The sequence below is a fragment of the Rhodococcus sp. IEGM 1408 genome (assembly GCF_033142235.1).
Lineage (GTDB): Bacteria > Actinomycetota > Actinomycetes > Mycobacteriales > Mycobacteriaceae > Dietzia.
Window position 1 is genome coordinate 1 of sequence record NZ_JAWLRW010000016.1, and the last position, 12,202, is coordinate 12,202.

Annotated in this window: 10 protein-coding genes; 9 read left to right on the forward strand and 1 reads right to left on the reverse strand. The window is 64.9% G+C overall.

The features are described 5' to 3' along the window. Window positions 1-68: 68 nt before the first annotated feature. Window positions 69-1,703, reverse strand: a complete 1,635-nt coding sequence (locus R4P08_RS17330) for a GMC oxidoreductase (RefSeq protein WP_317815118.1) — start codon at window positions 1,701-1,703, stop codon at window positions 69-71. Between the two features lie 553 nt (window positions 1,704-2,256). Between R4P08_RS17330 and R4P08_RS17335 the strand changes: the two genes are divergently transcribed. The 9 genes from R4P08_RS17335 (at window position 2,257) to R4P08_RS17375 (ending at window position 12,064) form a co-directional block, all read left to right on the forward strand. Then, on the forward strand, window positions 2,257-2,631 hold the full coding sequence (locus R4P08_RS17335) for a hypothetical protein (RefSeq protein WP_317815119.1): 375 nt from the start codon (window positions 2,257-2,259) through the stop codon (window positions 2,629-2,631). Window positions 2,632-2,877: 246 nt separating this feature from the next. Continuing rightward, entirely contained in the window at window positions 2,878-3,984 is a 1,107-nt protein-coding gene (locus R4P08_RS17340) for a DnaJ domain-containing protein (protein WP_317815121.1), read from the forward strand. Between the two features lie 29 nt (window positions 3,985-4,013). Continuing rightward, window positions 4,014-5,540, forward strand: coding sequence for an Hsp70 family protein (locus R4P08_RS17345; RefSeq protein ID WP_317815122.1), 1,527 nt, complete (start codon window positions 4,014-4,016; stop codon window positions 5,538-5,540). A gap of 11 nt (window positions 5,541-5,551) precedes the next feature. After that, window positions 5,552-6,082, forward strand: a complete 531-nt coding sequence (locus tag R4P08_RS17350) for a nucleotide exchange factor GrpE (RefSeq protein WP_317815123.1) — start codon at window positions 5,552-5,554, stop codon at window positions 6,080-6,082. Further along, on the forward strand, window positions 6,079-8,796 hold the full coding sequence (locus R4P08_RS17355; protein WP_317815124.1) for an FtsK/SpoIIIE domain-containing protein: 2,718 nt from the start codon (window positions 6,079-6,081) through the stop codon (window positions 8,794-8,796). The genes R4P08_RS17350 and R4P08_RS17355 overlap by 4 nt, the downstream gene beginning before the upstream one ends. Continuing rightward, on the forward strand, window positions 8,793-9,416 hold the full coding sequence (locus tag R4P08_RS17360) for a hypothetical protein (protein WP_317815125.1): 624 nt from the start codon (window positions 8,793-8,795) through the stop codon (window positions 9,414-9,416). The genes R4P08_RS17355 and R4P08_RS17360 overlap by 4 nt, the downstream gene beginning before the upstream one ends. 299 nt (window positions 9,417-9,715) lie before the next feature. Beyond that, the gene (locus R4P08_RS17365) at window positions 9,716-9,991 is read left to right on the forward strand and encodes a hypothetical protein (protein WP_317815126.1); all 276 of its coding nucleotides are present in this window, start codon (window positions 9,716-9,718) and stop codon (window positions 9,989-9,991) included. A 572-nt stretch (window positions 9,992-10,563) separates the two neighbouring features. Continuing rightward, a complete protein-coding gene (locus R4P08_RS17370) occupies window positions 10,564-11,133 on the forward strand; it encodes a heme-binding protein (protein ID WP_317815127.1) in 570 nt (189 codons plus the stop codon). Window positions 11,134-11,479: 346 nt separating this feature from the next. Then, complete coding sequence (locus R4P08_RS17375; protein ID WP_317815128.1) at window positions 11,480-12,064, forward strand: hypothetical protein; 585 nt, start codon at window positions 11,480-11,482, stop codon at window positions 12,062-12,064. The last annotated feature ends 138 nt before the right edge of the window (window positions 12,065-12,202 follow it).

Below are 12,202 nucleotides of genomic sequence, written 5' to 3' on the forward strand. Positions count from 1 at the left end.
CGGGCGGGCACCGGGGGGGGCAGCGGCCGGGGGGGGCGGTGCAGTCGTCACCGGGCGGCGCGCGGTGACTACTGCAGGTCGGAGGCGACGATGGCGTCCATGTTGCGCTCGGCGAGCGCGGTGATGGTGACGAACGGGTTCACACCCACATTGCCCGGGACCAGGGAGCCGTCCATCACGTAGAGGCCCGGGTACTCGTGGAGCCGCCCGTGGCTGTCGGTGGCCTTGCCCAGTAGGCAGCCGCCCAGGGGGTGGTAGGTGAAGTCGTCTCCCCAGGTCTTGCTCAGGCCGAAGAGGTCGGAGCGGTAGACCGTGCCCTCCTTCTTGTTGATCTTGTCAAAGACGCGCTTGGCCATGGCGATGCCCGGCTGGTTCTGCGCCACGGTCCAGGAGAGGTCCACTTTGCCGGTGGCGGAGTTGTAGAGGAAGCGGGCCCGCTCGGGGTTGTTGGCGATCGCCAGGTACAGGCTCACGTAGGTCTCCAGCCCGGCCGGCAGGGGAGCGATCTCGGCGAAGATCGGCGAGATGGGGTCGGCCCAGTTGTCGATCCCGAGGGTGGGGATGGTCGACTGCTTGGACCCGGTGGCGTCCCACATGTGGTTCGCGCGCCCCACCATGATGTTGCCGTTGTTGCCCCAGCCCTCGCCCACCTGGTTGGACAGGTTGGGCAGCAGCCCCTGGCCCTTCATGGACACCAGCAGCTTGCTGGTGCCGATGCTGCCGGCGGCAAAGAAGACCTTGTCGGCGGTGACGTTCTTCGTGGCGGTTACCACGCCCTGCTCGTCGATCTGCTCGATCGTCACCCGGTAGCCGCCCCCGGTGGCCGGGGCGACGGCCGTGACCCGGTGCAGCGGGGAGATGGTGAGCCGGCCGGTGGCGGCGGCCTGGGCGAGGTACGTCTTGTCCAGGGACTTCTTGCCCGCGTGGTTGCCGTAGATCACCTCGCCGCCGAGCGCGGAGGCCGGCGCCGTGCCCGCGGCCTCGCGCTTCATGTAGTCGAAGTCGTAGACGTTGGGGACGAAGGTGGTGGAGAACCCGGAGCGCTGAGCGGTCTTACGGCCCACGCGGGCGTACTGGTACCAGGGGGTCGACTCGAACCACGCCTGGTCCACGTGGTTCACGCCCAGGGCGGCGTTCGCCCGCGGGAAGTAGGTGTTGTACATCTGGGCCGAGTCGACGTTCGGCAGTATGTGCTCGAAGTGGCTGCGCTTGGGCGTGACCGCCATGCCGCCGTTGACCAGCGAGCCGCCGCCCACGCCGCGGCCCTGGTACACCCTGATCCCCGAGAACTTCTCGGCGTCCAGAATTCCGACGTAGCGCTCCACCTTCTTGTCGATCCCGATGCCGATGAACTTGCTCACCGGCTGGCTGGTGGTGTCCGCGAGCCAGGTGGAGCGCTTGTCCGGGCTGAGCATCCCCGAGAAGATCTTGCCGTCCGGTCCCGGCGTGTCCCAGCTGCGGCCCATCTCCACGATGTGGGTCGCGATCCCCGCCTGAGTCAGGCGCAGCGCCGCCACGGCGCCGCCGTAACCGCTGCCGATCACCAGGGCGGGGAGGCGGTCGCCCTCGGCCAGCGCGCGGCTGGGGAGCGGGGACGCGGAGGACGACGACGACGAGGCGAGCGCCGCAGCTGCTGCTGCGCCGGTGGCCAGTCCGGTACTCGCGAGGAAGCGACGACGGGACAAGGACATCTGCGAGGACATGGGGCTCCTGGGAGGGGACGTTTCGGCTTCGCGCCGGGCACGGAGGGTGTGCTCAAGAGATGTATACAGGCTGAGAAGTTGGTTACCGATTGGTATCGGTGAAGATTAGTTTCTGCACGGAGGGGCTGGTGCGGCGTTGTTGTTGCTGCTACCAGGAATGTGGGGACCGCAGTGGGCGGCGGCTGCGAGTGGACGATTGGCCTACTCGTCGCCCTATGAGATAAGTGTCGACTTATGCAACCGGAGGGGTCGGAGTTCCGGAGGAGGAGGAGGAGGAGGAGGAGCGCGGGCAGGCCGCGGCCTCGGCCTCGCCCGGCAGATGCGAGCCGATCGGGGTGTGGTGGGCCTCGTCGTCGTCGCCCTTTCTCGAGTCTCACCGGGGGAGTGCCACGGTTCCGGTCACTGGCTCCACGCTTAGCCGGATGGCGCGGGACAGTGACATGGGTGGATGGGCACGGAGTTCCAGTCGACGAACTCTTGAGGAGCCTCCACGCGGGTTGTAGCGTGGCTGGGATCACCGCGCGGCGTGTGGTCGTAGCACTCGACCGCCCCGATGCTCGCGAGTTCGCCGAGTTCTACGCGTCGCTGCTCGGGTGGCGAATTCGATGACTACTCGGACAGGGTCGACGTTCTCCCGCCGGAGGGTGAACCGGGGGAGTTCGCGCTCGCGTGCCAGACCGTCCCCGACTTCCGCGCGCCGACCTGGCCCGACTGCCCGGTGCTGGCGCAGGCGCACCTCGACCTCTACGTGGACTCGATCGCCGACTCCGAGCCGGCCGTCCTCGCCGCCGGCGCCCGCCGGCACGCGGTCCGCAGTAGAACGCCGGACGGCGCTCACCGCAAGAGATCATCTGATGTGCCAGGGCTCTTGCCTCGGCTAGTGGGGGCAGATGAGCGATTGCCGCCGTTGCCGCCCGGGGCAGCGTAGATGGAATCGACTGCGAGCCGTACTCGCCACCACCCTGCAATTCGGGTCGTTCGAGCGGTGGTCGCGCCAGCTACGTATTCCAAGACCTGGGATCGTCCTGCCCTCGGTCTGACTCGGTTCAGGCCAGCACATATGTCATGTGATCGGGGGACAGACCGAAGTGTGGGAGATCGGTAACTTTTCTCAGGAAGCAGGTTACGGGGCCAGAGGGGCCCGGCAAGTGGCGAAGCGAAAGCGAGTGTTCGGATGGCCGTCAAAGTTGACTACTACGCTCTCCTAGAAATTCCTCGGAACGCCGATGGCGAACTGATAACGACCGCATACAAAGGCAAGTACCGAGAATGGCGCAAGGCCACCAACTCGCCCGATCTCAGCCGGAGGCAGGAGGCAGAGACGTGGATGGCCCGGCTCAGAGAAGCGAATGAGATTCTCAACGACTCCGCGCGCCGGCAGCAGTACGACCGGGAGCTGAACACCCAGGGCGTCGAGCAGGCGACAGCCGCACCGCGGGGAGAGGGAACGATCGACTGGGTGGAGGAGGCGCGCGGGGCTCTGAGCCGCGGCGACTATCACTCCGCCGCCTACGCTGCGCGCGAGGCGACCCATACGATCGGTAACAGCGCTCAGTCCTGGATGCTCCGAGCCCGCGCAAGCTCCGGGCTGGGACAGGACCGCGATGCGCTGTACGAAGCTCGTCAGGCCACCCAGATCGCAGCCAATGACCCCGAGGCCCACTTCCAACTGGGAATGGTCCAGGAGAAGCTGCGCGACTTCGGCGATGCACTGACCACCTACCAAACCTGCATGCGGCTGGATCCGTCCGCCCCGCAGTACCTGGTCGCCGTCGCCAACATCATGTCAAACAATGGCGAGCTCGGGAACGCGATCGCACTGATGAAGTCCAACCTGGAGCGCTTCGCCGGCCAACCCATCGTGGGCGACTACTATGCTCTGCTCCTCATCCAGAAGGCCGAGTCGACGCCGAAGTTCAGCGGGCGCGGGCGGTACATGATCACGCAGGCATCGGAGATCGCGGAAATCAAGCCACTGATCGCCGAAGCGCGCCACTACAACTCGGACCAGGAGACCGCGAAGCACATCGATGGGATCGAACAGTTCCTAGCGCGGGCAGAGGAGAAAGTCTTCTCCGTTCCAGCAGACGGCTTGCTCGGGGCGGCTGGAATCGTCCTGTCCCCCCTGATCGTCCTCATCGTGGCCGGAATGCTCGACATGCTATTCCTCGGATTCGTCCTGGCCATTGCGGCGGGCGTCATCGTGTACCTCGTGTGTTGGGTGCCCAGATACAAGTCCAACGACAGGGATGTCCTCGCCAAAGCCGCGATCAGTCGTTGACCCGGGCGGTCACGGAACAGGAGGACCGCATGGGACGCGCGGTGGGAATCGACCTCGGCACCACCTATTCGGCGGTGGGGATCATCGGGAGGTCCGGGCAACCGGAGATGGTCCGCAACCGGGACGGGGATGACGTCACCCCCTCAGTGGTCTACTTCGACGGGGACGAAGTCACCGTGGGGACGGAGGCGCTAAACCTCGCTGCCCTCGAAGAAGACAACGTCGTGATGTACGTCAAGCGGCAAATGGGAAACAGTGACTTCCTGGTAATGCCGGCCAGTAATGACAATGAATACCGGGCCGAGGACATCTCCGCGCTCATCCTCGGCAGTCTGGTCTCGAGCGCCGAGGAGATCTTGGGCGAAGAGATCACCGACGCCGTAGTGACGGTTCCGGCGTACTTCTCGGACCTGCACCGCAGCGCAACGCGGCAGGCCGCCGAACTGGCGGGACTACGAGTGCTGCGCCTGATCAACGAACCCACCGCAGCGGCGCTGAGTTTCGGGCTCGACAACGACTTCACGGGAACCCTCCTCGTCTACGACCTGGGGGGCGGCACGTTCGACGTCACGATCTTGGACTGCCGAGGACAGACCTTTGACGTGCGAGCATCGACAGGGGACCGAAACCTCGGCGGGTTCGATTTCAACAATGAGCTTTTCGCTCTAGTGGATGCCAAATTCGCAGCGGAGACCGGGCACCGGATTCCGGTCGAGCAACACGCGCTCGCGATGCAGCAGATCGAGGGTGCGAAGAGGCGTCTGGCCACGGCCAGCACCACATCGGTGCACATCTCGGGTGGAGGGAAGACTGCTCGACTCTCGGTCTCGGCCGAGGAGTTCGAACAAGCCAGCTATGACCTTCTCTACCGGACGGAGTGCCTCGTCGAAGAGGCACTGGAGGTGGCTGGACTGTCCATCGCCGAGCTCGACAAGGTGATCTTGGTTGGCGGATCCACTCGTATGCCGATGGTGGGTCGGCTCGTTGAACGCATCACGGGCCGGGTGCCGGACCGGTCGGTTCATCCCGATCACGCCGTCGCGTTAGGGGCTGCGATCATTGCGCAGCAGTCCCAGGCGGACCAGACCGGATCGCTGCCGGCGCTCTCCGGCGCCCCCGGCGTCGAGCTAGCGGATGTGATCGCGCAGGGCATCGGTGTTCTCGCCCTGGATCAGACGCAGCGAATGTGTCTGAGCCTCGTGATGCCGCCCCAGACCACGATCCCGTCACAGGTGACCGCTGACTCTTACAGCACCGCCGTGGACAACCAAGAGGTGGTCAAGCTCCAGATCGCAGTGGGAGACGAGGATGGCGCCGCCGCAGATTCCGTGGACCTCCTTGGCGAAGCCATACTCAAACTTCCGCCGAACCGGCCCGCGGACAGTCCACTCCGAGTGATCTTCTCTGCCGATGTCGACGGCATCATCCATGTGCAATTGGTCGATCTCACCGATCAGATTCATCTGGGCGAGATGGAGGTGCGACGACCGGATTCCATGAGCCCGGCACAGGTCGAACGGTCGCGCGAAATGATCGCCGCCGCCCGGTACGTCTGAAAGGAGACATGATGTGGACCCAGCACGGTGACAGCGAAGCGGGGACGCCGTCCACGGTCGACCTACCTCCGGCATCGAATGAGGATCTGTCCCGAGTCATTCTCGCTCGACTGGATGGGCTCGAGGAGTTGTTCCGCCGGAGGCTACTCGAAGACCGGATCAAAGCTGATTTCGTGGCCGAGTTGAAAGATCGGTCGGAGATAGACGACCGGGTGATCCAGTCACGAATCCTGCGTCCTTTGGCGTCTCGGCTCCTGGGGATCATCGACCGAATCGACACGTGGGACGGGGACCCAGACCCGCTGGCAGTGTCCATGGGCGAGGAGATCGCGGACGTGCTGGAGGAGTTCGGCATCGACTTGATCCCCACGCGGGGATTGATCGATCCCTCCGTTCACAGGGTGGTTTCCAAACGCGCGGACGCCGCTCCGAAGGGCACAATTCTCGCGACCGAGCGCCGCGGCATCGTGCTCGACGGCCGGGTGATCCGACCCGCCGAGGTGGTGGTGGCCAGCGGTGAACCGCCGGAGAGCCCGGAATGAGGGCGGCGGACGGTTCCGGGCCCTCGATCGCCGGTGCGAAAGAAATCTGTGCCAGCGCGCTTGCCGCGCATGCGGAGAGGGCAGGGACGCTCGACGCGGCGTTGAGTGAGAGTCTTCGAACTCTCCACGGTGCGATCACGGAGCGGGCACTGGCCGCCGCCCACGTTCTCCAGGAGCTCGCGGAGCGGGAGCTCGCGGAGCTCGACGCGCAAACGCGCCGGGATGGGCTCCGAGTCAGCTCAAGACTGCACGACACCGTGGCCAGCGTGGCGCCGGGAACGGCAGGCGCGGAATGGACGAGCTCAGTGTGGGGCAACCCGCCGGTTGTAACCACGGCCCCCGGGGCTCTGCGCATCGGCACACACGCGTCCACAGGCGCACCAGCACTTCTCCCCTTCACCACCGTGCCGGGTTGGCGAGTCACCGGGACCGGCGCACGCGATCTGATAGCCGAGGTCGTGGTCCGAGCAACGTTGGCACACCCTCCCGAGGCTCTTCAACTCACCTTGTTCGATCCGCGGCTGAGAGCAGCAATGGGCTTCACCTCGCTCCTGAGGGAGGTGTTGCCCGCGTGCTTCGCGCCCGCTCACCACGTCGAGGAGACATTCATCGCGGAGGTCGACCGCATGGTGGGAGATCTCGCCACTGCCGCCGAGAAGATGAACCTGGCAGGTGCCGGCTCGTTCGCCGATCTGCCCCCGGGCGATCGAGGACCGTTCAACCTCGTCGTGGTCCTCGACGCACCCGAGGGACTGCGCGGACGTGCTGCCGACTCGTTGGCGCAGTTGATTGCCGGCTGTAGCGGTCGCGGAGTGGCCGTGCTGATCGAGACCCCGGGGACGGCAGCCGGCCCGATTGATCTCGGGAGCGACCGTAAACTCGACCTGGACAGCGGGCTGATCACCGTCGATGTCTCCGAGTCCACGATCGACATCTCGATACCGAGCTTTGGGATGGTCACTCGGGATCGGCCACTGGACGTTGTCCAACGCAACAACGTTCTCCTTGCGTGGGCGGAGGCGATCGCCGCGCAAGCCGACCGATCCATGACGCTCGAAGCCCTGCTCGGTGACTCCAGGGCGACCTGGACGGACCGCGGTGCCGATGCTCTGGTGTCCACGATCGGGCGGGTAGGAGCTTCTCCGCTGGAGGTGAGGATGGGCGCCGCCAACCCGGCAACGCCGAACGTGCTCATCGGAGGCGCCACAGGATCCGGCAAATCGAACTTGCTCCTGGTGATGCTGTACAGCCTCGCGCACAGGTATTCCCCCCGCGACCTCCGGCTGTACCTTCTCGACTTCAAGGAAGGGATCGAGTTTGCCCAGCTCGCTCCAGATGGCGTCGACGACTGGCTACCCCACGTGGCCGTCCTCGGCCTGGAAAGTGACCGGTCCTACGGTGTCGCCGTCCTGGAGCACTTGGTAGGAGAGTTCGACCGTCGGGCAGCTGCTTTCAAGGCGGCTCGCGTTACGTCCCTTGCATCCTTTCGCGAGGCGAGCGGGGAGAGTATGCCGAGACTCTTACTGGTGGCCGACGAGTTCCAGACTCTGTTCGAGCCCGACGACGCCGTTGCACAACGTGCAGTGATGTTGCTGGAAAAACTCGCGCGAAAGGGGCGTGCGTACGGGGTTCATCTTGTTCTGGCGTCCCAGACCCTCTCGGGTATCCAGGCGCTGGGGACGAAGCGGGAATCGATCTTCTCCCAGTTCCACAACCGCTTGTCCCTGAGGAACACTGCAGCGGAATCGGAGTCCATTCTCGGGTTTGGAAACCTTGCGGCCGCCGACCTCTCCGGGCGCGGGCGGGTGATCGTCAATGAAGAACTCGGTCATCCGGCGGCCAATGTCGAAGGGACCGTGGTCTGGGCAGAACCGGCACACCTGGACGAACTCAGGGCCGAGCTGTGGAATCGGTATCGCGATCCGGAAGCGACGCTGAAACGACCTGAGACATTCGCTAGTGGAGAGTTCAGTACGTGGGACCGCGGTTACACCGGTGCGATTGCAGCAGTCGGCCTGCCGATAGAGGTATCGAGATCCGTGGCGGGGTTCGATCTGGCAGATACTGGCCTCGGGTGCATCGGTGTGATCGGAGCTGATGACGAGGTAGCGGATGCCGTGACGCGGTCTCTTGCAGTGTCCGTTCTCCTCCACCCGCGGGCGTCGCGGTCGAACGTCAGCATCTTGCAGACGGCTGGCCGCGAATCCGCAGGTCAGACGACTCGGGAGATCCTGGCTGGAGTCTGTGGTTCGACGGACCCGCGAAGGATTTCGTGCGTCGGGTCCGAGGAAGCGGGCGAGTTTCTGCGGTCCTTGTCTGCTCTGCACGCCGATGCCTCATCGAGTATCGACCACCTGGTACTGGTCGACGACCTGTCGATGATCCAGCGGTGCGGAGAGAACAGCCCCTATGGCGGTGACGGATTCTACGACGATTTTCGGCAGACTCTCGCGATAGCGGCCACGCGTGGGGTGCTGATCGTGGTGCGGTTTCGATCGGCACACGCTTTTACGACCCTCGGAATGTTCGGGTTCGCAAGCGATATCTCGCGACTCGTGCTCACGTCAGGGCAGGCGGATGCGAGCCGGATCGACCCGAACATCGAAACGGACGACGGGTGGCCGCGGGTCACTCTCGTCGACACCGAGCGGGGGCAGTCGCGGATACTCGTGCCGTTCGATTCAGCGAGTCTGACGGCCGGGGACGCCCCATGAGCGCTTCTACCTGGGCTGAGTATCGAGCGGCGCTGGGCGAACGTGCTTCGCTGGACGAAGTCCATCAGAACCGTCGACAGGAACTCGAGGACCAGATTGCTCGGAGGCGAGATCATCTCGACCGGCAGCATGCAGAGGCACTCGCGGGATTCGACAGGCTACGGGAACAAAGCGAGCACCAGATTCAGAGAATCCGGGAGCATCTCGCCAGCGTGGGTCTGTCGCCGGTGGCAGCGCACGGCGAGGGACTCGCGCAGTACGACCTGGGGGCCGAGGCAATTGTCGCGTTGCTCAGTGAACTGGGTGATCACGTTGAACGCGAAGCGGCGACCATGATCGGACTCGACCGCGCCGAGAGAAGGGCCGCTGAACAGGCCGAGCACGCTGAGGCCCGCCGGGTCGAGTTGGCAGAGCGAGCCCGTGCGCGCCAGGCCGCGATGGACAAGGCGCGTTCAGAAGCCACATCACGCCGCAGGGAGGTCGCGCAGTCTCCCGTCGTGTCGCCCCCCTCGAGCCGGCGGCCCTCCGGAGGTGACGGTCTCAAGGCGGGCCCGGCGTTGTGGGCACTCTTGACGGCTATTGGAATCCTCGCTGCCGTCCTCGCAGTGGTCTTCCTGTGACCTGCAATTCATCGCGCCCACCGACGAAGGGATAACACCATGAGTGATGTTCAACAAGAGCGCCAGGCGGTGATCCGCGCAGCCGCTTTACTTAACCAACTCCTACAGGTGGTGAGTGGTCAACAACGGTCGTTGACGGACTTGTCCGCGCGGATTGCACAGGTAACCGGGGACACGTCGACCACCGTAGACCGGCAGATGGCTCAACAGCTGGCGGCGGCGAGTTCCATGGCGCAAGGAGTCGCCCAGCGAATCAGGCAGGCGTCATCGGCGGCTGACGATATTGCGAGGAGACTGTGATGAGTTCGGTTCATGACAAGCTGATCGCCGACGTCCAGAATCTCGCGCGACAGTGCGACACCACCGAGAGGCAGATCGCGGGGCTTAAAACCCAGCTCGGATCCAGCGTCAGACAACTGCAGGCTCTCCTAGGTACAGGAGGGGGCGGCGCTATCGGGCAGATGATGACCAGCCTCAGCCAGGCGCAGAACGAGATCGACAGGATGGCGGAAAACGTCCGGCGAACCAAGCAGAGCGCGGAAAACTACGCGGGCCATCTCCGAAGCTTGCGTTAGACACGCGTGCGCAACCTGGTAAGTGCGCTGTCATACATTCGTATGAATGGTGAGAATTCGACCGTAGGAGTGGCCTCAATTCCGCCAATTGGTCAAGTGAATAGTTATTATAACAATTGTTGGTATTGAGCGAGCCGCCAACGCAATTGGCGGCCCCGAGGGAAGGTGTTCTTGCAATGGCTTGTGCGTGTGAAAAAGAAGGAAAGCCCCGTTGTCAGTGGTGCCGGGAAGCGATTTACCACAACATCTCAAATCACAAATGTTCGTCTTATGGGACGTGCAACTGAATTCGTGGTCCGCTACTTCGGGACTTGAGTTCAGCTGAGGGCTGATCCGTGTTGCAGAGGATCGGCCCTCAGTCCTTTGGCCAAGCCGCCCGACCCACCTCTCGACACCACGTGGGCTCGCGAAACCGGCAACCTCCGAGCGTCAGCTCCCATACCGGGTCGACGCAGAGATCGTCGTCGCGATCTACTACCCGCACCACCGCGCACAGAGGCGTGCATCTGGCGTTCTTCGGTGGCTGGACGCGCGGCGTCGCCACCGGCGGAACACGCGCGTACCGTCGATTCATGACCGAGCAGCAGCCGTATGAGGTGATCGAGCGATACCCGAAGTTCGAGCTGCGGCGGTACCCCTCCCATGCCGTGGCGGAGGTGTCCGTTCACGGTTCCTTCGGCAGTGCGGGCAACCAAGCATTCAGGGCGCTCTTCAGGTACATCACCGGTCACAACGAGTCGGCCGGGTCCATCGCCATGACGGCACCGGTCGTCCAGGAGTCACCCGGCTCCGAGAAGGTCGCCATGACCGCGCCGGTGGTCCAGTCCGAGGAGGACGGCGAGCACGTCGTCGCCTTTGTGCTGCCCGCCTCACTGACCGCCGCGACCGCGCCGGTTCCCGCCGATCCTCGGGTGCGGGTCAGGCAGGTCCCTGAACGGATCGCGGCGGCGGTGCGCTACTCAGGGCGGTGGAGCGAGTCGGCCTATCGACGTCACCTGGCCGAGCTCGAGGCCGGGATCGCCCGCGCCGGGCTGGTCGCAACGGGTTCGCCCAGGTTCGCCCGGTTCGACCCGCCCTTCACGACGTGGTTCCTACGGCGGAACGAGGTCGTGCGAGACGTGGAGTGGCCCGAGGGCGGCTGACGTCTCACACGAGGACACGCAACTGCGGGCGTAGAGCCAGGTGCCCGGCGGGCGGTGACGGCGCGGTGAGGCTTTTGGCTCAGCGGCGCACGAGAGCGGCGTGGCGCAGGCGAACACACAGGAGGTGACGATCTCTGTGAGTTCGCGGAGGGAGCCTGTGCCCGTGGAACTGTCACTTCGTGAACGGATGGCTCCGAGCGAGTTGCGAGATAAACAACCGTCCATCTAATGTTCGTGACGACCGCCTTATTTGGTCGTGCGTCCATCCCGTTGGCGGATTCCCGGTTGCCCGCGTATCGGGACGCGGGACGGCACCTTTTATCTCTACGAGCTTAGAGGAAGTGCAATGAACGACAGGATCATCCGCGCATGCGCAGTTGCCGCGGCGCTGGGACTAGTCGCGCCCGCGGCAGCCGCCAACGCCCAACCCGCTGCGGCCACCGCGGACACGACGGTCAATCTGACAGTCAACGAGAATTCTGCTGGATCACTGCGTTTTTCGGTTGCCCCGCAGGCCTCCACGTCCCTGATCGTCAACTTCGGTGGCGATCAAGCGAACAGCGCGATGGTTGCCCCGAGCATCCGGGATGACCGAGCCGGGAGTCCTCGGTCCTACACGCTGAAGGCAGACATCACCGATTTCGTCACCGGCGGCGGCGCCCCCATCGGCAACGAGAACGTCCGGATGTGGCTCACGGCGGTCACTGGCGTCAACGGGACCACCACATCGGTGGGTAGTTGGGGCGAGGCTTCGAACATGAGCGAGCAGGTCACCCTGCTGAGCCGCACAGGGATCACCCTTCCCGATGTGTCCACCACCTACACGCCGAACATCCGCGTGACTCTGCCGACAGTGACTGAGGGAGACACGACCGTCGTTGACGTTCAGGCCGGGGAGTACTCGGCCACTCTGACGCAGTCCCTGTACTGAACCTCTCCGAACCGAGAGTGCGCAGTGGGGGGGGGGGCCCCCGCCGGGGGGCGGCCCGCGAGGAGTCGCGGGACGCGTGGGGGCGGGGGGCCCCCCGGGCGGGGGGGCGCGCGGGGGGGGGCCCCCGGCCCACCCGGC

What these genes read in the sequence shown, in the direction of transcription:
- R4P08_RS17330 (WP_317815118.1), bottom strand. Translation starts at nt 1,703, where the DNA reads ATGTCCTCGCAGATGTCCTTGTCCCGTCGTCGCTTCCTCGCGAGTACC.
- R4P08_RS17335 (WP_317815119.1), top strand. Translation starts at nt 2,257, where the DNA reads ATGCTCGCGAGTTCGCCGAGTTCTACGCGTCGCTGCTCGGGTGGCGAA.
- R4P08_RS17340 (WP_317815121.1), top strand. Translation starts at nt 2,878, where the DNA reads ATGGCCGTCAAAGTTGACTACTACGCTCTCCTAGAAATTCCTCGGAAC.
- R4P08_RS17345 (WP_317815122.1), top strand. Translation starts at nt 4,014, where the DNA reads ATGGGACGCGCGGTGGGAATCGACCTCGGCACCACCTATTCGGCGGTG.
- R4P08_RS17350 (WP_317815123.1), top strand. Translation starts at nt 5,552, where the DNA reads ATGTGGACCCAGCACGGTGACAGCGAAGCGGGGACGCCGTCCACGGTC.
- R4P08_RS17355 (WP_317815124.1), top strand. Translation starts at nt 6,079, where the DNA reads ATGAGGGCGGCGGACGGTTCCGGGCCCTCGATCGCCGGTGCGAAAGAA.
- R4P08_RS17360 (WP_317815125.1), top strand. Translation starts at nt 8,793, where the DNA reads ATGAGCGCTTCTACCTGGGCTGAGTATCGAGCGGCGCTGGGCGAACGT.
- R4P08_RS17365 (WP_317815126.1), top strand. Translation starts at nt 9,716, where the DNA reads ATGAGTTCGGTTCATGACAAGCTGATCGCCGACGTCCAGAATCTCGCG.
- R4P08_RS17370 (WP_317815127.1), top strand. Translation starts at nt 10,564, where the DNA reads ATGACCGAGCAGCAGCCGTATGAGGTGATCGAGCGATACCCGAAGTTC.
- R4P08_RS17375 (WP_317815128.1), top strand. Translation starts at nt 11,480, where the DNA reads ATGAACGACAGGATCATCCGCGCATGCGCAGTTGCCGCGGCGCTGGGA.